The 17,980-nt window shown below is 65.5% G+C and carries 17 protein-coding genes; 6 read left to right on the top strand and 11 right to left on the bottom strand.

Going from position 1 to position 17,980, the window contains the following annotated elements; genetic code table 11:
• Nucleotides 1-100: 100 nt before the first annotated feature.
• Complete coding sequence (locus tag KBY66_RS09810) at nucleotides 101-1,594, top strand: bifunctional orotidine-5'-phosphate decarboxylase/orotate phosphoribosyltransferase (protein ID WP_255089190.1); 1,494 nt, start codon at nucleotides 101-103, stop codon at nucleotides 1,592-1,594.
• On the opposite strand, the gene pyrC is transcribed toward KBY66_RS09810, so the two are convergent.
• Complete coding sequence (pyrC, locus tag KBY66_RS09805) at nucleotides 1,577-2,686, bottom strand: dihydroorotase (protein WP_255089188.1); 1,110 nt, start codon at nucleotides 2,684-2,686, stop codon at nucleotides 1,577-1,579. The genes KBY66_RS09810 and pyrC overlap by 18 nt on opposite strands.
• 122 nt (nucleotides 2,687-2,808) lie before the next feature.
• Between pyrC and KBY66_RS09800 the strand changes: the two genes are divergently transcribed.
• The 4 genes from KBY66_RS09800 to KBY66_RS09785 are packed head-to-tail and all read left to right on the top strand — an operon-like array spanning nucleotide 2,809 to nucleotide 6,875.
• A complete protein-coding gene (locus KBY66_RS09800; protein ID WP_255089187.1) occupies nucleotides 2,809-3,876 on the top strand; it encodes an amino acid ABC transporter substrate-binding protein in 1,068 nt (355 codons plus the stop codon).
• Nucleotides 3,877-3,930: 54 nt separating this feature from the next.
• On the top strand, nucleotides 3,931-4,917 hold the full coding sequence (locus tag KBY66_RS09795) for an ABC transporter permease subunit (RefSeq protein ID WP_255089185.1): 987 nt from the start codon (nucleotides 3,931-3,933) through the stop codon (nucleotides 4,915-4,917).
• Nucleotides 4,917-6,128, top strand: coding sequence for an amino acid ABC transporter permease (locus KBY66_RS09790; RefSeq protein ID WP_255089184.1), 1,212 nt, complete (start codon nucleotides 4,917-4,919; stop codon nucleotides 6,126-6,128). Before KBY66_RS09795 ends, KBY66_RS09790 begins: the two co-directional genes overlap by 1 nt.
• Before the next feature lie 3 nt (nucleotides 6,129-6,131).
• Nucleotides 6,132-6,875, top strand: a complete 744-nt coding sequence (locus KBY66_RS09785; protein WP_315855501.1) for an amino acid ABC transporter ATP-binding protein — start codon at nucleotides 6,132-6,134, stop codon at nucleotides 6,873-6,875.
• Between the two features lie 30 nt (nucleotides 6,876-6,905).
• On the opposite strand, the gene chrA is transcribed toward KBY66_RS09785, so the two are convergent.
• From chrA to cysK, 7 genes are all read right to left on the bottom strand, one after another.
• Nucleotides 6,906-8,297 carry a chromate efflux transporter gene (gene chrA / locus KBY66_RS09780; RefSeq protein WP_255089182.1) on the bottom strand — a complete coding sequence of 464 codons (1,392 nt, stop codon included), beginning with the start codon at nucleotides 8,295-8,297 and terminating at the stop codon, nucleotides 6,906-6,908.
• On the bottom strand, nucleotides 8,297-8,464 hold the full coding sequence (locus tag KBY66_RS09775; protein ID WP_255089181.1) for a hypothetical protein: 168 nt from the start codon (nucleotides 8,462-8,464) through the stop codon (nucleotides 8,297-8,299). The genes chrA and KBY66_RS09775 overlap by 1 nt, the downstream gene beginning before the upstream one ends.
• A gap of 23 nt (nucleotides 8,465-8,487) precedes the next feature.
• Nucleotides 8,488-10,227 (bottom strand): cysteine desulfurase, encoded by a 1,740-nt coding sequence (locus KBY66_RS09770; RefSeq protein WP_255089178.1) that lies wholly within the window; start codon nucleotides 10,225-10,227, stop codon nucleotides 8,488-8,490.
• Nucleotides 10,214-11,143, bottom strand: coding sequence for a family 2A encapsulin nanocompartment shell protein (locus tag KBY66_RS09765; protein ID WP_261346947.1), 930 nt, complete (start codon nucleotides 11,141-11,143; stop codon nucleotides 10,214-10,216). Before KBY66_RS09765 ends, KBY66_RS09770 begins: the two co-directional genes overlap by 14 nt.
• Before the next feature lie 113 nt (nucleotides 11,144-11,256).
• Entirely contained in the window at nucleotides 11,257-12,006 is a 750-nt protein-coding gene (gene epsC / locus KBY66_RS09760) for a serine O-acetyltransferase EpsC (RefSeq protein ID WP_255089175.1), read from the bottom strand.
• Between the two features lie 255 nt (nucleotides 12,007-12,261).
• On the bottom strand, nucleotides 12,262-12,726 hold the full coding sequence (locus KBY66_RS09755; protein ID WP_255089173.1) for a rhodanese-like domain-containing protein: 465 nt from the start codon (nucleotides 12,724-12,726) through the stop codon (nucleotides 12,262-12,264).
• A complete protein-coding gene (gene cysK / locus KBY66_RS09750) occupies nucleotides 12,727-13,740 on the bottom strand; it encodes a cysteine synthase A (RefSeq protein ID WP_261346946.1) in 1,014 nt (337 codons plus the stop codon).
• A 384-nt stretch (nucleotides 13,741-14,124) separates the two neighbouring features.
• Here cysK and KBY66_RS09745 point away from each other — a divergent pair, with 384 nt between their 5' ends.
• Nucleotides 14,125-14,361, top strand: coding sequence for a hypothetical protein (locus KBY66_RS09745; RefSeq protein ID WP_255089172.1), 237 nt, complete (start codon nucleotides 14,125-14,127; stop codon nucleotides 14,359-14,361).
• 644 nt (nucleotides 14,362-15,005) lie between these two features.
• Here the strand turns inward: KBY66_RS09745 and KBY66_RS09740 are convergent.
• The 3 genes from KBY66_RS09740 to KBY66_RS09730 are packed head-to-tail and all read right to left on the bottom strand — an operon-like array spanning nucleotide 15,006 to nucleotide 17,796.
• Nucleotides 15,006-16,148, bottom strand: a complete 1,143-nt coding sequence (locus tag KBY66_RS09740; RefSeq protein WP_255089170.1) for a homoserine O-acetyltransferase — start codon at nucleotides 16,146-16,148, stop codon at nucleotides 15,006-15,008.
• 26 nt (nucleotides 16,149-16,174) lie between these two features.
• Complete coding sequence (locus KBY66_RS09735; RefSeq protein ID WP_255089168.1) at nucleotides 16,175-17,467, bottom strand: bifunctional o-acetylhomoserine/o-acetylserine sulfhydrylase; 1,293 nt, start codon at nucleotides 17,465-17,467, stop codon at nucleotides 16,175-16,177.
• Nucleotides 17,464-17,796, bottom strand: a complete 333-nt coding sequence (locus KBY66_RS09730; protein ID WP_255089161.1) for a rhodanese-like domain-containing protein — start codon at nucleotides 17,794-17,796, stop codon at nucleotides 17,464-17,466. Before KBY66_RS09730 ends, KBY66_RS09735 begins: the two co-directional genes overlap by 4 nt.
• Nucleotides 17,797-17,980 lie beyond the last annotated feature (184 nt).

Genomic DNA, 17,980 nt, shown 5'->3' with positions numbered 1-17,980 from the left:
CTTGATCCCACCACCAGCCTGAGCCCGACGGCTGCCAAGCGAGTTGTTCGAAGGTCCTTCGGGCGGGCCCGCTCCGGGCGCTGGCATGCTGACGGACATCATGAGCTTCTTTGTCAAACTCACCGAGGTGATGGCCAGCCGCCAGTCGCTGCTGATCACCGGGCTGGATCCCAACCCGGAGATGCTGCAGACCTGGAGCCGGCACCATCCCGGCAGCGGCTCCTTCCTCGCCCAGGCCCGGCGCTGGATCAAGGCGGTGATCGAAGCCACCGTCGAGAACGTCTGCGCCTACAAACCCAGCCTCGGCTTCTATCAGGCCCTCGGACCGATCGGTATCGAGCTGCTCCATGAGGTGCGGGAGCTGGTACCGAGGGATGTGCCGCTGATCCTCGATGCCAAGCACAGCGACCTGAACACCTCCTCGGCCCTGGCCCACTACGTGTTCGCCGAGCTCGGTGTCGATGCCATCACCCTGTCGCCCCTGCCCGGCCAGGACATCGTGGCCCCCTTCCTGCTCTACCCCGAGCGGGGTGTGGTGGTGTCGTGCCACAGCTCCAACGCCGCTTCCAAGGTGTTCCAGCACCATCCCGGCGAGCACGATCCCCTTTATCTCAAGTTTGTGACGGAGTGCCAGCTCTGGGGCACGGCCGAGCAGCTGCTGCTTGAAGTGGGCACCAGCGATCCGGCCGTGCTGGCCCGGGTGCGCCAGGCGGCGCCGGAACGCTTCGTGATCCTGCGCAGCCTCTGGGAAGAGGAGGAACGGCTGGAGGCCCTGCTGGAGGCCGGGCTCACCGCCTCGGCCGATGGGTTGCTGCTGCCCCTGCCCCAGCACCTGCTGGTGGAGGAGGGCATGGAGCAGGGCACCGCCGACCTGCGTCGCCAGATCGAGGCGATGCGGCACCGCCTCGATGCGGGAGCCGAGGATCGTTGTTCGCTCTGGTTGCCGGCTCCCGCCGACCCCTTGCCTTCTGCTGATCCCGATCCGGATCCGGACCCCCTCGCCGAGCTGATCCTGGCGCTGTTCGATCTCGGCTGCCTGCTCTTCGGCGACTACGTGCAGGCCTCCGGTGCCGTCTTCAATTACTACATCGACCTGCGCCAGATCATCTCCGCCCCCAATGTTTTCCACCGGGTGCTCCATGCCTACGCCGGGTTGCTGGAGCCGCTGCATTTCGATCGCATCGCCGGCATTCCCTACGGCTCCCTTCCCACCGCCACCGGCCTGTCGCTGCAGCTGCACACGCCGCTGATCTATCCCCGCAAGGAGGTGAAGGCCCACGGCGCCCGCCGCCTGATCGAGGGTGATTTCAACGAGGGGGATGTGGCGGTGGTGGTCGACGACATCCTGATCACAGGCGGCAGCGTGCTCGACGGGATCGCCAAGCTCGAATCCTCCGGCCTGGTGGTGCGCGACGTGGTGGTGCTGATCGACCACGGCGGCGGCGCCATCGATCGTTTGGCAAAGGGGGGGTACCGCTGCCATCCGGTGCTGAGCATCGGCCGGATCATTGCCGTGCTCCACGCCGCCGGCCGGCTCAGCGATAGCCAGGCGTCCTTGCTGGAGGCAGGCCAACGCTCAGTGCGGGCTGTGTAACCGCCAGGGCAGGCTTTCACCGGCTTGAAAGGGCACGAGCTGGTCGGGGCCCTCGCCGATCGACCTGGGCACCTGCATGCTCTCTCTCCGCAGCTCCACCGTTGCGGTGTTGAGCGGAAGGCCATAGAAGCGGGGGCCGAACTCAGAGGCGAAGGCCTCCAGCCGCCCCAGGGCCCCCTCCTGCTCGAACACCTGGGCGTAGCTCTCCAGGGCATGGGGGGCGTTGTAGATGCCGGCGCAGCCGCAGGCCGCCTCCTTCGCACCGCGCCGGTGGGGGGCGGAATCGGTGCCGAGGAAGAACTTCGGGTTGCCGGAGGTGGCCGCCCAGCGCAACGCCAGCCGGTGCAACTCCCGCTTGGCCACGGGCAGGCAATAGGCATGGGGCCGCAGACCCCCCTGGAACATCGCGTTGCGGTTGATCTGCAGGTGGTGGGGCGTGATCGTGGCCGCCAGCCGGGGACCGGCGCTCTGCACGAAGGCCACCGCATCGGCGGTGGTGATGTGCTCCAGCACCATCTTCAGGCCCGGGTAGCTCTTCAGCAGGCCCTCGAGATGGCGATCGAGAAACACGGCTTCGCGATCGAAGATGTCCACCTCCGGATCACTCACCTCTCCATGAATCAGCAGCGGCATGCCGATCCGCTCCATGGTGGCGAGCACCGGCGCGATCCGGCCCAGATCGCTCACCCCCGCCGCTGAATTGGTGGTGGCGTGGGCCGGATAGAGCTTGGCGGCGGTGAACACCCCGGCCGCGAAACCCCGCTCCAGCTCCCGGGGATCGATCGTGTCGGTCAGGTAGGCCGTCATCAGTGGCGTGAAGGGTGCCGCTGCTGGATCACCGGCCGGCGGCCGCGTTGCCGCCAGGGCCGCCAGGATCCTGCCGCGATAGGCCTCGGCCGCCGCCACCGTGGTGATCGGCCGCGCCAGGTTCGGCATCACAATCGCCCGGGCGAACGGGCGCGCTGTCGCGCCGACCACACTGCGGAGCAGGGCACCGTCTCGAAGATGCACATGCCAGTCGTCGGGACGACGCAGAACCAGAGTGGATGCGATCTCTGCACGTACGCCCGTCTGGACTGAATCCGTGGACATGCCAGGGGTGCCGATCGGCCATCGTCGCGTTTTGCCATTATCCGGCTTGTGTTGCTGTCGGCGTTGTGACGGGCGCCGAGAGGCCCCAACTGGCAAACTGCGGCCACCCGTTGCCACCGCCGATGCCTCGACTGCGTCGCCTGCTGTTCGCCAGCCCCCTGCTTCTGGCCCTGGCCATCGGTGGATGCGCCGACGAGGGCGGCGGTGGCGGCGTCCAGAGCGAAAAGATGGAAACGATCCGCAGCCGCGGCAAGCTGGTCTGCGGTGTCGACGGCAAGCTGCCCGGCTTCAGCTTCCTCGGCCCGGATGGCAGCTACAGCGGCCTTGACGCCGACACCTGCCGGGCCGTGGCGGCGGCCCTGTTCGGCGATCCTTCCAAGGTGGAGTACCGCGACCTCAACTCCAGCGAGCGCTTCGCGGCCCTGGCCAGCGGCGAGGTGGACATGCTCGCCCGCAACACCACCATGACCCTGAGCCGGGATTCGGCCGGCGGCAATGGCCTCTCCTTCGGGCCCACCACCTTCTATGACGGCCAGGGGGTCATGGCGCCGGTGGCGAGCGGCATCAAGAGCCTCAAGGATCTGGCCGGCAAGCCGATCTGCGTGGAGAGCGGCACCACCACAGAACTCAACCTGGCCGATCGGATGAGGGAGCAGGCCATTCCCTACACCCCGCTCAAGTTCCAGACCGGTGACCAGACCTATGCCGCCTACCTGGGCGGCCGTTGCGTCGCCGTCACCAGCGACCGCTCCCAGCTCGCCGCCAAGCGCAGCAGCTTCCCCGATCCCGCTGCCCATTTGCTGCTGCCGGACGTGATGAGCAAGGAACCGCTCACCCCGGCCAGCGTCAACGGTGATCCCGCCTGGTCCGATGCGATCCGCTGGACCGTCTTCGCCCTCTTCCAGGCCGAGGAACTGGGCATCACCAAGGCCAATGTGGCCGCCAAGCTGGCCGAGGCCAAGGCCAACACCAACCAGGCCGACCTGCGCCGCTTCCTTGGCGTCGAAGGCGATTTCGGCAAGCAACTGGGGCTGCCGGCTGATTTCGTCGTGAAGGTCGTTGGTGCCGTGGGCAACTACGGCGAGATCTTCGAGCGCAATGTGGGCACGGGCTCGCCCCTCAAGCTGGAACGCGCCGAGAACCGCCAGTGGAACAAGGGAGGCCTGATCTATTCCCCCCCCTTCCGCTGAGCGCAGCTGATCTTCGCCTGATCCGGCCGGCCTTGCTGCCTGAACCCCGCCTTGATGCCTGAACCCCGAACGATTCCCTGGTGGCGCGATCGACGCGTCGTCCCCTGGCTGGTGCAGGGCGGCGTCGCGCTGGTGGTGCTGGTGGTGATCGCCCTGCTGCTCGGCAACCTGGTGCGCAATCTCACCGCCGCCGGCCTACTGCTCAGCTGGCGCTGGCTGGGCCAGCCGGCCAGCTTCGATGTGGCCGAAAGCCTCATCCCTTTCGATGCCGCCATGCCCTACTGGCGGGCCCTGCTGGTTGGGCTGGTCAACAGCCTGCGGGCGATCCTGATCGGCCTGGTCGGGGCCACCCTGCTGGGCACCGCCGTGGGCATGGCCGCCTACAGCGGCAACGGGCTGGTGCGGCGGCTGGGGCGGGTGTATGTGGAGGTGATCCGCAACATCCCCCTGCTGCTGCAGCTGTTGTTCTGGTACTTCGTGGTGTTTCTGTCCTTCCGCAACGGCACCGAGGCGTTGCAGCTGCCGGGGATCGTGCTGGCCAAGTCGGGGCTGTATCTGGCCTGGTTCGCAGAAGGCTGGCGCTGGCAAGGGCCCGCGTTGGTGAATGGGGTGTGGCAGGCCCCCTGGCGATTTTCGGTGGAATTCGCCGCCCTGCTCACCGGCCTGATCACCTACACCGGCGCCTTCGTGGCCGAGGTGGTGCGCGGCGGCATCGCGGCGGTGCCCCGCGGCCAGTGGGAAGCGGCAACCTCCCTGGGGCTGCACTGGGGGGCCAGCATGCGGACGGTGGTGCTGCCCCAGGCCCTGCCGGTGATCATCCCCGGCCTCAACAGCCAGTACATCTCCCTGGCCAAGAACTCCGCCCTGGCGGTGGCGGTGGGCTATGCCGACCTCTACTCAGTGGCTGAAACCACCCTGAACCAGACCGGCCGCGCCCTCGAGGTGTTCCTGCTGCTGCTCGGGGCCTACCTGGTGATCGACCTGCTCATCTCGCTGGTGATGAATGGTCTCAACCAGCTCGTGCAGATCCGCGAACGCTGATGGCGGCCAACTCCTTGCTGGCTTCCCTGCGTCGCGAGCTGTTCGCCAGCCGCGGCGACGCCCTGCTCAGCGCCGGCTTGCTGGCCCTGATCGCCGCGGCGGCGATCGGTTTGCTGCGCTGGGCCTTCGGCCAGGCCCAGTGGGTGGTGATCCAGGCCAACACCACCCTGTTCGCCGTGGGCCGCTATCCCCTGGATCAACAGTGGCGCCTCTGGCTGCTGGTGGCCCTGCTGGCCCTGGCCACCGGCCTCAGCTGGGGACTGCTGCGCGCCAATCCCCGAGGGGATCGCAGCGGCGTGCTCTGGCCCGCCAACGACCGGATCGCTGTGGCCGTGCTGGCCTTCCTGACGGCCTGGGCTCCAGCAGCCCTGCGGCTTGCTCTTCCGCTGCAGTTGCGCTGGTGGGGAATCACTGCCCTGCTGCTCGCCCTGCGCTGGGCGGCCGGGCGCTGGGGCCGGCGGCACCCACCCCAACTCCTGCGCTGGGTGCCTCTGATCTGGCCCCTGCTCTACCTGCTGGGCATGGTGCTGATCAGTGGCGGCCTTGGCCTGATCCGGGTGCCTCCCTCGGAGTGGGGCGGTCTGCTGCTCACGGTGCTGATGGCCAGTTTCGCCATCCTGGCCAGCTTCCCCCTCGGCGTGCTGATGGCCCTGGGGCGGCGCAGCGAGCTGCCCCTGCTGCGCTGGGGCTCGGTTCTTTACATCGAATTCATCCGCGGCGCCCCGCTGATCACCCTGCTGTTCCTGGGCCAGAACATCCTCGGCTTCCTTTTGCCCGGTGGACTGGCGCCGGATCGGGTCTGGAGGGCTGCCTGGGTGCTCACGTTCTTCTGTGGCGCCTACGTGGCCGAGGCGGTGCGGGCCGGGCTGGCCTCCGTGCCGGGCGGTCAGCAGGAGGCGGCCCGTTCCCTCGGCCTCAGCGTTCCCCAGTCGCTGCAGCACGTGGTGCTTCCCCAGGCCCTGCGCATAGCCCTGCCAGCCACCGTGGGGCAGTTCATCTCCCTGCTGCAGGACACCACCCTGCTCTCCCTGATCGGGCTGCTCGAACTGCTCGGGACGGCCCGTACCGTGATGGCCAACCCCGACTTCCTCGGCAAGAACGCCGAGGTGTACCTCACCCTGGCCGTGCTGTTCTGGTGCTGCTGCGCCGCCCTGGGGCTCGGCAGCCGGGCCCTGGAGCGGCGCCTCGATCCTTCCCACTCCCCCGCCTGAGCCATGCCCGCCAGCCAGCCGATGATCGAAGCCCGCGGCGTCGAGAAGTGGTACCCCAACGGCTTCCATGCCCTGCGGGGCGTGGACCTGAGCGTGAGCAAAGGGGAGGTGGTGGTGATCATGGGGCCGTCGGGATCGGGCAAGAGCACCTTCATCCGCACCTTCAACGCCCTCGAGGAATTCCAGGCGGGCTCGATCAGCGTTGACGGGATCGCCCTCTCCAACGACCTGCGCAACATCGACGCGATCCGCTGCGAGACCGGCATGGTGTTCCAGCAGTTCAACCTCTTCCCCCATCTCACCGTGCTGCAGAACCTCTGTCTGGCGCCGGTGCTGGTGCGCAAGCGCCGCCGCGCCGAGGTTGAGGGGCAGGCGATGGGCCTGCTCGAGCGGGTTGGCATCGCCGAGCAGGCCGGCAAGTATCCCGGCCAGCTCTCCGGTGGCCAGCAGCAGCGGGTGGCGATCGCCCGTTCGCTGTGCATGGAGCCTCGCATCCTGCTGTTCGATGAGCCCACCAGCGCCCTCGACCCCGAGATGGTGGGGGAGGTGCTGGAGGTGATGAAGGCCCTTGCCGCCGACGGCATGACCATGGTGGTGGTGACCCATGAGATGGGCTTTGCCCGGGAGGTGGCCCACCGGGTGGTGCTGATGTCGGAGGGACGGATCGTGGAGGAGGCGCCGCCGGAGATCTTCTTCACCAACCCCCAGCACGAGCGCAGCCGCCAGTTCCTGGCCCAGATCCTTTAGCCGGGCAGCCTGGATTCTCGAGCCGGCCAGTCAGGCCCCAGCCAGCAGCTGCCGCCCGAGACCGATCAGGGCGGCCACCCCGATCACCCGCAGCACCGACCAGCGCCCGCCCAGAAGGGCCAGGGTGGCCGCCGCGATCAAGGCCAGGGCGGCCCAGTCGAATGGCCCTCCGGCTGCCTCCGGCCAGAGCACGTGGCCGGCGAAGAACACGGCCAGGTTGGCGATCACCCCCACCACGGCGGCGGTGATCGCCGTGAGCGGACCGCTGAGGCGGATGTCCTCGCGGCTGGCCTCCACCAGGGGTCCGCCGGCCAGGATGAACAGGAACGAGGGCAGGAAGGTGAACCAGGTGACCGTGAGCGCCGCCGCGACCGCCAGGGGCCATGCCGATGCGACCGAACCAGGGCTGGCGGTGGCCGCGTTCCAGCCGCCCATGAAGCCCGCGAAGGTCACCACCATGATCAAGGGCCCCGGCGTTGTCTCCCCCAGGGCCAGGCCATCGATCATCTGAGCGGCGCTGAGCCATTGGTAGTGCTCCACCGCTCCCTGGGCCACGTAGGGCAGCACCGCATAGGCGCCTCCGAAACTGAGCAGGGCGACGCGACTGAAGAAGCGGGCCATGGTGGCCAGCAGCCCATCCCAGCCCCCGAACCCGCTCACCACCGCCAGCGGCACGGCCACCCCCACCAGGCCGGCCAGCAGGATCAGCGCCAGCCGGCGCCCTTCGAAGCGGGCGTGATCGGGGGTGGGTGTGGCGTCGCCATGGAGAGGGGGCTTCTCGGCAGAGACGCCGTCTCCCCCAGCTTCGGCGCTCTGGCTGCCGTGGCCTGCTCGGCTGGGAGGGCTGAACAGGTGGGGCCGCCAGCGCCCCCCCAGCCACCCCGCCAGGGCCGCCGCGCCAATGATCAGGGGAAAGGGCAGCTTGAACAGGGTGAGGCCGGCGAAGGCCAGCACCGCAATCGCCAGCAACGTGCCGTTGTGCAGGGTGCGGCGACCCAGCCGCCAGGCCGCCTGGATCACGATCGCCGTCACGGCCGCCTTGAGCGCCCAGAACACCGAGACCAGCAGCGGCAGCTCACCCCAGATCGCGTAGACACTCGAGAGCGCGAGCAAGAGCAGCAGCGAGGGCAGGATGAACAGGCCGCCGGCCACCAGGCCACCGGGGATGCCGTGCATCAGCCAGCCGATGTAGGTGGCCAGTTGCTGGGCCTCCGGCCCGGGCAGCACCATGGCGTAGTTGAGCGCATGCAGGAAACGTCGCTCCGAGAGCCACCGCCGCCGCTCCACCACCTCGCTGTGCATCAGCGCCACCTGGCCGGCGGGTCCTCCGAAGCTGATCATTCCCAGCTCCAGCCAGTAGCGGGACGCTTCGCGGAAGGAAACGGCAGTCGGCTCAATCCGCGAGGGGGACGCCAGGGTCATCACTGGCCCATTGAGGCACTGAAGGCTAGGTCTTCGATCGAAGCTTGGTCGGCGTCAACAGCGATCAGGTGCAGATCCACGTGGCGGCCAATCAGCCCCTGTTGATGAAAAGCGCAAATCATAGAGATGTCTTCATCAATGCCGCATAGCAAAGAAAGGCCATCCATTCGAGGACGTGCAACAGGTGATTTCACGCACGCAGCCGCCGCAGGGCGGCAACAAGAGCGTCAACATCAGCATGGGTGTTGTACACACCCAACGTGGCCCGTACGGTGCTTTCCACGCCAAAGCGGCGCAAAATCGGTTGGGCGCAATGGTGACCTGCACGCACAGCGATACCCTCCTGATTGAGGGCGGACCCCACCGCCTCGGGCGCAAGCCCATCGATCAAGAAGGACAGCACACCCGCCTTGTGGGCCGCAGAACCAAACAACCGCAAGCCAGGAATCCCTTGCAGGAGAGGCGTGGCATAAGCGAGCAACTCCTGCTCTGCGTGCTCGATCGCGTGCATGCCGATCCGTTCCACATAGGCAAGGGCTGTGGCGAGGCTCACGGCGTCTGCGATGTTGCCGGTGCCCGCCTCAAAGCGATGGGGTGGATCCTGGTAAAGCGTGTGCTCAAAGGTCACGTCACGGATCATGTTGCCGCCCCCCTGCCAGGGGGGCATCGAGTGCAGCAGATCCCGCTTACCATAAAGCACTCCAATGCCAGTGGGTCCATAGATCTTGTGACCCGAGAACACGTAGAAATCCACATCCAGTGCCTGCACATCCACCGGTGTGTGGGCAATGCCTTGAGCGCCATCCAACAGAACACGTGCTCCGTGCCGGTGGGCGATGTGGATCATCTCCTCTGCCGGAAGAATGGTGCCCAACGCATTGGAGACCTGGGTGAAGGCCACCAACTTCGTGCGTGAGGTGAACAGGCGCTCATAGGCTTCGAGGATCACCTGGCCGCTGTCATCCACCGGAGCGATCCGCAGCCTGGCGCCCTTCTCATGGGCCAACTGCTGCCAGGGCACGATGTTGGCGTGGTGCTCCAGGTGGGTGAGCACGATCTCATCGCCCGCCTCAATGTGGCGCCGACCCCACGACTGGGCCACCAGATTGATGCCCTCCGTGGTGCCGCGCACGAACATGATCTCCTCACTGCTGGCCGCATGGAGAAAGCGGGCCGAGGTTGCGCGGGCCTGCTCGTAGGCATCGGTGGCGCGAGCCGCCAGTTCATGGGCGGCACGGTGGATGTTGGAGTTTTCGGTGCGATAGAAACGCTCCAGCCTCTCGATCAACGCCAGCGGTTTCTGGGTGGTGGCGCCGTTGTCGAGCCACACCAGTTGCCGCCCGTTGATGCGTTCCTGCAGGATTGGGAAGTCGCGTCGGATGAAGGCAGGATCAAGGGGCTGGGCTGCCCGGGAGGGATCTGGAGCCAGCTCCAGGGGTGCGAGGGCTGGGGAGGCCAGCGAACCGGTTCCGGGGTCGATGGCTGTTGGCAGCGAAACACCGGGAGGTGGACTGACGGCGCCGACCATGAAGTAAGGCAGATCCGACGCGGCGGGGAACTGGCTGAGCACTCCCCCCAACGAGGGGAGGTCATGGGGAACCGTGATCGCTGCGGGCGTCAGGGTGCGGGGGTCAACCAGCGCCGGCTCAGCCGAGGGGGAGAGGTGGGTGGCGGAGACGTCATCGCGGAGTTGCCGGTCGACATTGAGTTCCGATCCTCCAAAACTGGCCTGGTCGAGGGGAACATCGGGCGAAAGAACCTCCTTGGAAGCCAAGGGCTGGGCCTCAGCTTCGATTCGCTGGGATCGATCCAGATGGCCGGAGAGTTCGGCGAAGATCTGGTTGGCGAGTCGACTCAGTTCGGATTCGTCGGGAAATCCCGATGGCGCTGCGGCCTCGATGCCGGCCCCGGGACGATCAGCGGTACTCATGCTTGTAGTCATGGAATTTGTCCACTTCAACGTTCTCGAGGACTGCAATGGCGTCTTCGGTGAGCACGGCCAGGGAGCAATAGAGCGAAATCAGATAGGAGGCGATCGCCTTGCGGCTGATCCCCATGAACTTCACCGACAACCCCATGCCCTGTTCGCCGGGGAGACCAGGCTGGTAAAGCCCCACCACGCCTTGGCGAGCTTCGCCGGTGCGCAACAGAAGGATGCTGCTGCGGCAATCCTCAATGGTCAGTTTGTCGCTTGGAATCAGTGGAAGTCCGCGCCAGGTGATGAAGGGTGAGCCATACAGCGTGATCGTGGCAGGGGGCACACCCCGGCGGGTGCATTCACGGCCAAAGGCGGCGATCGTGCGGGGGTGGGCCAGGAAGAACGCCGGTTGTTTCCAAACCTTTGTGATCAGTTCATCAAGGTCATCAGGGGTGGGGACCCCGATCCTCGGCTTGATTCGCTGACTGGGAGCAACGTTGCTCAACAGACCGTATTCGCTGTTGTTGATCAGCTCGCTTTCCTGACGCTCCTTGATCGTTTCAATCGCCAGCCTGAGCTGCTGCTGGATCTGATCGTGGGGGCTGCTGTAGAGATCGGAAATCCGGGTGTGGATGTCAACGGTCGTGGTGACAGCGCTGAGAAAGTATTCGCGTGGATTCTCCTCGTAGTCGACGAATGTTTCTGGAAGATCAATCTCATCACGCTGCGAACATGCCGTCAGCACCCGTGACTCGTCCTTGACCTTGTTGACGCGATAGATCCCCGCCTCAACGCCCACCCAGGAGAGCATCGGCACCAGCCAGCGCGGCGAGATGCCGAGCAGCTGGGGCACGGTCTTGGTGGCGTTCGCCAACTGGCGGGCCGCCGCATCGCCCAGAGCCAAATGGGTTGGATTGGATTTCGCCATGGTGAATCACGCAGGAAGAGGAATGGAACGGAAACAAAGAGAATCGAAAAGGCAACAAAACGAAAGCCTTCTCGGTACGATTACATCGTTACGCGAGATGTCATGGCATTTCTTCAGATGCCGCCGCCTTCCCCAAACGTCTCAGTGAGGGCTTTGGCCTGGGTGATGGTGGTACCTGGAGGAATGCTGCGGGTCAACCAGACGTTGCCGCCGATTGTGGAACCCTTTCCGATCGTGACCCGCCCCAGAATCGTAGCTCCGGAATAAATCACCACGTCATCCTCCACGATCGGATGGCGCGGCTTGCCCTTCACCAAATGGCCCTGTTCGTCGATTGGGAAGTGCTTGGCACCCAGGGTCACCGCCTGATAGAGGCGCACGTTGTTTCCGATCACCGACGTCCCGCCGATCACCACGCCCGAGCCATGATCGATGAAGAAACTCTCGCCAATCACTGCACCGGGATGGATGTCCACTCCAGTGGCTGAATGGGAAAGCTCGGCGATGATGCGCGCGACCACCGGCGCTCCAAGCTCGTAGAGCGCATGGGCAAAGCGGTGATCCGTGATTGCCTTCACGCCCGGGTAGCAGACCAGCACCTCATCGAGGCTCCCGGCGGCCGGGTCTCCCCGGAAGGCGGCCTGGAGATCGGAGTCCAGCTGAGATCGGATGAAGGGCAGCTGGTCAGCAAAGGCGGAAACAATTGCCGTTGCCTGGCGATCCAGTCCCAGATCCTGACCACCTCCGTTGCGTGAGATTTTGGAGGCTTCGATTTCGATGCGAATCTGGTCACGCAGGGCCCGCAGAGCGGTGTCGAGGGTATGGCCCACGAAGAAGTCCGTGGTAGTCACCGTCGTGGACATTCCCAGTCGATCGGGCTCCGGCAGACCGAGCCGATGGGGATAAAGGGAAGCGCTGAGGCCCTCCAGGACCTGGGTCAGGGCACGACGAGAGGGTAGGGGCACAAGGCGATTCGGATGTTGCCACCCGAGTGGTGATCGCTCGCGGATCCCACGGAGAGACTCAACGACTTCCCGAAGATTCCAGCCTGGATCGCTCAATCCCTTAGCCCCATCAAGGAATGGCTGAACCTGGGGCGGGCGCGGATCGGTCAGCATTCAGCGACCTGAAGAAACCGGACGAACCAGTGCCTCAGGCCATTGCCGCAAGCCCCCTTGCAGCGACACCACGGAGCTGTAACCCAGGGTTTGTAGTTCAAGGGCCGCTATTGCACTGCGGTTGCCACCACCACAGACCAAAGCAATCGGCTGGGACGGGTCGGGAAGGAGCGTTGGAGCCTGCTCGGAGAGGGTTGAACCCTTCACGTTCCTGGCACCGGGAATGTGACCAGCATCGAACTCCTCTTCCTCGCGGACGTCGATCAGGGTTGCACCCTCCGCCAGATGAACTTTCAATTCCTTCGGGTTGATTTCCCGGACCTGGCGGCGTGCGGCCTCTGCTCTCTGAAGGAATGCCTGACCGTGGGACGTGGTCATGGTGGGATGGATACTGTGAACATCGTCGTCGGATCCTTCCCCGGCCGACGTGGTCGCCACCACATCGATGTGTTCCTGCGGGCTCATTCAGACCGGCAACCCCTGCTCGTTGAAGAGGCCTTCAAACAACACCGTGCTCAGGTAGCGCTCGCCGGAATCCGGCAGCACCACCACGATCGTGCGGCCGGCAAAAGCCTCTTCGTGGGCCAGCTTCACCGCCACGGCAGCGGCGGCACCGCTGGAGATTCCAGAGAGGATCCCCTCCTCGCGGGTGAGGCGCCGTGCGAAGGCCACGGCCTCGGCAGTGCTGATCTGCTCAACCCGATCGACCAGGTCGAGATGGAGATTGGCCGGCACGAATCCGGCGCCGATTCCCTGGATCTTGTGGGGTCCCGGCTGGACGGGCTGACCGGCCAGAGTCTGGCTGATCACCGGACTCTCCATCGGCTCCACTGCCACCGTCACCAAGGGCTTACCGAGCGTACGCTTTATGTACTGACTGACGCCGGTGATCGTGCCCCCGGTACCGACCCCAGACACCAGAGCGTCGACCCGCCCGCCGAGGCCGCTCCAGATCTCGGGGCCTGTGGTGTCGTGGTGGATCCGGGGGTTGGCGGCGTTGGCGAATTGTTGCAGCAGCACGTAGCGCTGGGCATCCGAGGCGGCGATCTCCTGTGCCTTGGCAATCGCGCCGGGCATACCCTTGGCCCCCTCCGTGAGCACTAGCTTGGCCCCATAGGCGCTGAGCAGCTTGCGGCGCTCCAGGCTCATCGTTTCCGGCATGGCGAGGGTGATCGGAATCCCCCGCGCCGCCGCCACGAAGGCCAGGGCGATGCCGGTGTTGCCACTGGTGGGTTCGATGATTTCCTTGCCTGGCCCCAGCAGCCCATCCTTCTCCGCCTGCCACACCATGGCGGCGCCGATCCGGCATTTCACTGAATAGGCGGGATTGCGCCCCTCGATCTTGGCGTAAACGATCCCCTTCGCGTCACCGACGACGCGGTTGAGTCGAACCAGAGGGGTGTGCCCGATCGAGAGGCTGTTGTCATCGACGGCGGGAATGACCGGGTTGCTTGTCTGGGCAACGTCTGTGAAGGTCATGGGATCGCCGGCAAAATTTCATTGATAGCCAATCAACTTGGCTCAGCGGTGTCTTCGCGACTACATCAAGATGAGAGAACGAGCCAGCGCACCAGCCACCCCATCGCCTGCAGGGGTGACCGCGCTGACCCGGATCGATCTCCAGCGACATCGATGTGCCTCAGGTCATCCCCTGCGCCCACATCGGCTCCAGGAACGTGCACCGATGCAGGGAAGCGAGGATGCCGCAGATCCGCCGGCTGCTTGTCAAGGGCACCTGCCCTCCAGAACAATCTGATGGCGGCCCTGGGGCTGCTGGCGGGGTTGCTGCTGCGGTCCCTGCTGACGGCGCTGCTCAGCCGGGGCTATCCGATCCTGCTGAGCACGATCACGGCCGTGTGACAGGTGGACCCTCTGTTCATTCAGGTGGTGTGCAGTTTCGCCCCCGAGCCGATCGAGATCGTCACCCGCATCATCCTGCCGGCCATCCGGGTGGCCTTCGGTCTGATCTGGGTGGCGTTGGTTCCCGCGGAAATGCTCGAGGTCAGCTCGGGCCTGGGCTACTTGATCCTCGATTGCCGTGACCGCTTGGCCTATGGGGAGCCAAAGGGGGTGCTGTTGGTGATCGGTCTGATCGCTTGATCTCTGCAGGGGCATGCACATCCATGCGACGGTTCTGGGCTGGCTCCACACCGATCGCCATGGGCCCACTGGGCTTGACGGTAAGGACAGCGGCTGTAGCGCTGAGCACCTGATCAGCCAAATCAGCTCGGTGCTGGCTCAAGGTTGCCATCACAATTCTCACCAGTGGCAATCAACAAAAAACCACGATGGTGCCCCCCCCGCTAAACACCTTCCACGGTGAGCCCCACTCTGCGCCATTCCCCTTTCCAGCATCCTCGCCACCATGAACCTGCAACAACCCGAGAGTCCAGAGCTAACTCCAACAGAATCCCTTGGAGCCATGCCGAACGGACCCAACAACTTGGGTCCCACGTTGTTAATTAGCCTGGGCTTAATCGGGGCCCCCATCGGCCTTGGCGTACCGCTGTTGCTGCTTGGTTTAGCCCTTCTTCGAACCTCCCATGGAGCCTCGGCCTTTCCATTGCTCGCTTCAACATTGGCATCCATTCAGCAGCAGCTCCAGGCCTGGTCACCCCGCTAAGTCAATCATCCCCTCTCTTCTGGCCAATGAATTGCACCACCAAAGGTAGAAGAGCTTGACCCATAGACCACCCTTTGCAAAGAAGCTTGGGCCATCACCATGACAACCGTAAGAAATACGGTCAACTGGATGCTTCCACAGCAGGCTGTGAGCCAAGAGCCCGGCGCAGCATCGGAGCCAGCTTGTCCAGTTCCACCAGGAAACCATCATGCCCCTGGTCTGAATCCAACAGCTCGTAGGTCGCTTCAGGAATGGCCAGGGCCAGTTCCCGCTGCAATCGGGGTGGAAAAAGCTTGTCGGAGCTCACCGAAACCACCTGGGTCCGGGCTGTTACCCGCGCCAAAGCACACGCCAGCCCTCCTCTGCCCCGGCCGACGTCGTGGTGGTCCATGGCCCTGGTCAGCACCAGGTAGCTGTTGGCATCGAAACGCTCCACCAGCTCACGGCTCTGGTCCTGGAGATAGGCCTCCACGGCGTAGGTCCCGCCGTTCGGAGGTTCCTGACCGCCGAGCGGCCGGCGATGGAATCGTCGGGTCAGCTCCTGCTCGCCCCCATAGGACAGCTGGGCGATCGCCCTGGCCAGGGCAAGGCCCCGCCTGGGACCGGCGGGAGCGATCTGATAGTAATTGCCTCCATGGAAATCGTGGTCGAGCCGGATCGCCTCGGTTTGGGTGCTGTGCAACCCCAGCACCTCGGCACTGGCGTAGCCGCTGCCGGCGATCAGAACCAACCGCTCCACCAGATCGGGTGTGCCGATGGCCCACTCCAGCGCCCGCATCGCTCCCATCGAGCCGCCGATCACGGCATGCCAGCAGCCAATGCCAAGGGACTCCGCCAGGGCCCGCTCCGCTGCCACCAGATCGCGGATCGTCAGGTTGGGGAAGCGACTGCCGTAGGGCTGACCATCGGCGGCGGCGGACGCCGGTCCGGTGCTGCCCTGGCAGCCGCCGAAGGCATTGGGGGCCACCACGAAGAATCGGTCGGTGTCGATCGCCCGGCCCGGACCGATCAGTCCGTCCCACCAGCCCGGGCTCGGGTGTCCAGGCGCAGCGGATCCGGCCGCGTGGCTGTCGCGACTGAAGCCATGCAGCAGCAACACGCCGTTGGCGCCGCGCGGATCGAGCTTCCCCCAGGATTCGTAGGCCAGCGTGATCGGGCCAAAGGATGTTCCGTTCTCCAGCCTCAGGGGGGAAGCGCGGAACAGGTCCATGAACTGACGATTGCCGGGGGGATCTCCGGGCTGCCAGGCTCCTTGCCGGGCCAAAGTCTGTGGCCCACGGGCTGGAGCGATCATTCGGCCGCAGCGGTGAAGCCCCGCTCCAGGTCGGCCAGGAGATCGGCGAGGGTTTCCAGGCCCACCGAGAGACGGACCAGCCCATCGGTCACCCCGGTCTGGACCCGCTCCTCGCCGCTCAACTGGCTGTGGGTGGTGCTGGCCGGATGGATGATCAGGCTGCGCACATCGCCCACATTGGCCAGGTGGCTGAACAGCTCGGTGGCTTCCACGAACCGCTTGCCGGCCTCGATCCCGCCGGGCAGTTCAAAGGCCACGATCGCCCCCTGGCCCCGGGGCAGGTAGTGGCGGGCGCGGTTGTACCAGGGGCTGCTGGCCAGGCCGGGGTAGGCCACCCGCACCACGTCGCTGCGCGCCTCCAGCCAGCGGGCCACCGCCAGGGCGTTTTCGGAATGGCGCTCCAGCCGCAGGGAAAGGGTTTCCAGGCCCTGCAGGAAGAGGAAGGCATTGAAGGGGGACACGGCATTGCCCAGATCCCGCAGCAGGGTGACCCGGGCCCGCAGGATGTAGCGCGCCGGAAACAGGGGGGGCGGCAGCTGGCTGAACACCAGGCCGTTGTAACTGGGATCCGGGGTGGTGAACTGCGGGAAGCGGCCACTGGCTTCGTAGTCGAAGCGTCCCCCATCGACGATGACCCCACCGATCGAAGTGCCGTGGCCGCCGATGAACTTGGTGGCCGAGTGCACGACGATGTCGGCGCCATGCTCCAGGGGCCGCAGCAGGTAGGGAGTGGCCAGGGTGTTGTCGATCACCAGGGGGATGCTCGCCCCGTGGGCCACGGCGCTGACGCCTTCGAAGTCAAAGACGTCGCCCTTGGGGTTGCCGATGCTTTCGCCGAAGAAGGCCTTGGTGTTGGGCCTGATCAGCCGCCGCCATTCGTCCGGGTCGTCGGGGTTGTCGACGAAGCTCACCTCGATGCCGAACTTGGCAAAGGTGTAGTGGAAGAGGTTGTAGGTGCCGCCATAAAGGGAGCTGCTGGCCACGATGTGGCTGCCGGTTTCGGCCAGGTTGAGCAGGGCCAGGGTTTCGGCCGACTGGCCGCTGGACGTGGCCAGCGCCGCCACGCCGCCTTCGAGGAAGGCGATGCGTTCCTCGAACACCGCCTGGGTCGGATTCATGATCCGGGTGTAGATGTTACCCAGCTCCCGCAGGCCGAACAGGTTGGCGGCGTGGTCGGTGTCGCGGAAGACGTAGCTGGTGGTCTGATAGATCGGCACCGCCCTGGCGCCGGTGACCGGATCCGGCACAGCGCCGGCATGGATCTGCAGGGTCTCGAAACCTTGGCTCATGCCCGCACCCGCTGGCGCTTGATGCGGCGCGAAGCGCCTGCCACCAGAAAAGGAACCAGGGTGGGGCTCAGCACCACCACCAGCGCCGCCGGGAACAGACCCGGTGACAGCAGCTGCAGCAGGAACAGGATGCAAGCCACAGTCAGCAGAGAAATCCAGGGAAGCTTTTTCATCCGGGCCGGCAGGGGTTCGTTGAGGGCCCCTTCCACCGGCAAACCCTGGGCCAGCCAAGCCTCCAGGCCACCCGCCAGGTGGCGAATCAGCCGCGGGTAGCCCTGGGCGTGCAGACGTTCAATGGCGTTGCTGGTGTGCTGGTCGGAGTCCCCCACCAGCACCAGATCCGCCTCGGGGGGTTCGATGCTGACCAGCAGGGCCAGGGGAATGTTGTGTGTCTCGCGTCAAGCCCCTTGGCCGTTTGGCGTCAATCAAGTTGGCCGGTGAGGCCCCCTGAGCTGCTCTGCGGTTGCCTTTGACGACAACCTCTTTCCGGCGACACGAAATCTTGCCCATCTC

The organism is Synechococcus sp. Tobar12-5m-g, from assembly GCF_024345415.1.
Classification (GTDB): domain Bacteria; phylum Cyanobacteriota; class Cyanobacteriia; order PCC-6307; family Cyanobiaceae; genus Regnicoccus.
This window is presented reverse-complemented; position numbering and strand designations above follow the sequence as displayed.

Excerpts from the sequence above, each read along its gene's own strand:
- KBY66_RS09810 (WP_255089190.1), top strand. The coding sequence starts at position 101 with ATGAGCTTCTTTGTCAAACTCACCGAGGTGATGGCCAGCCGCCAGTCG.
- pyrC (WP_255089188.1), bottom strand. The coding sequence starts at position 2,686 with ATGTCCACGGATTCAGTCCAGACGGGCGTACGTGCAGAGATCGCATCC.
- KBY66_RS09800 (WP_255089187.1), top strand. The coding sequence starts at position 2,809 with ATGCCTCGACTGCGTCGCCTGCTGTTCGCCAGCCCCCTGCTTCTGGCC.
- KBY66_RS09795 (WP_255089185.1), top strand. The coding sequence starts at position 3,931 with ATGCCTGAACCCCGAACGATTCCCTGGTGGCGCGATCGACGCGTCGTC.
- KBY66_RS09790 (WP_255089184.1), top strand. The coding sequence starts at position 4,917 with ATGGCGGCCAACTCCTTGCTGGCTTCCCTGCGTCGCGAGCTGTTCGCC.
- KBY66_RS09785 (WP_315855501.1), top strand. The coding sequence starts at position 6,132 with ATGCCCGCCAGCCAGCCGATGATCGAAGCCCGCGGCGTCGAGAAGTGG.
- chrA (WP_255089182.1), bottom strand. The coding sequence starts at position 8,297 with ATGACCCTGGCGTCCCCCTCGCGGATTGAGCCGACTGCCGTTTCCTTC.
- KBY66_RS09775 (WP_255089181.1), bottom strand. The coding sequence starts at position 8,464 with ATGGATGGCCTTTCTTTGCTATGCGGCATTGATGAAGACATCTCTATG.
- KBY66_RS09770 (WP_255089178.1), bottom strand. The coding sequence starts at position 10,227 with ATGAGTACCGCTGATCGTCCCGGGGCCGGCATCGAGGCCGCAGCGCCA.
- KBY66_RS09765 (WP_261346947.1), bottom strand. The coding sequence starts at position 11,143 with ATGGCGAAATCCAATCCAACCCATTTGGCTCTGGGCGATGCGGCGGCC.
- epsC (WP_255089175.1), bottom strand. The coding sequence starts at position 12,006 with ATGTCCACGACGGTGACTACCACGGACTTCTTCGTGGGCCATACCCTC.
- KBY66_RS09755 (WP_255089173.1), bottom strand. The coding sequence starts at position 12,726 with ATGAGCCCGCAGGAACACATCGATGTGGTGGCGACCACGTCGGCCGGG.
- cysK (WP_261346946.1), bottom strand. The coding sequence starts at position 13,740 with ATGACCTTCACAGACGTTGCCCAGACAAGCAACCCGGTCATTCCCGCC.
- KBY66_RS09735 (WP_255089168.1), bottom strand. The coding sequence starts at position 17,467 with ATGAGCCAAGGTTTCGAGACCCTGCAGATCCATGCCGGCGCTGTGCCG.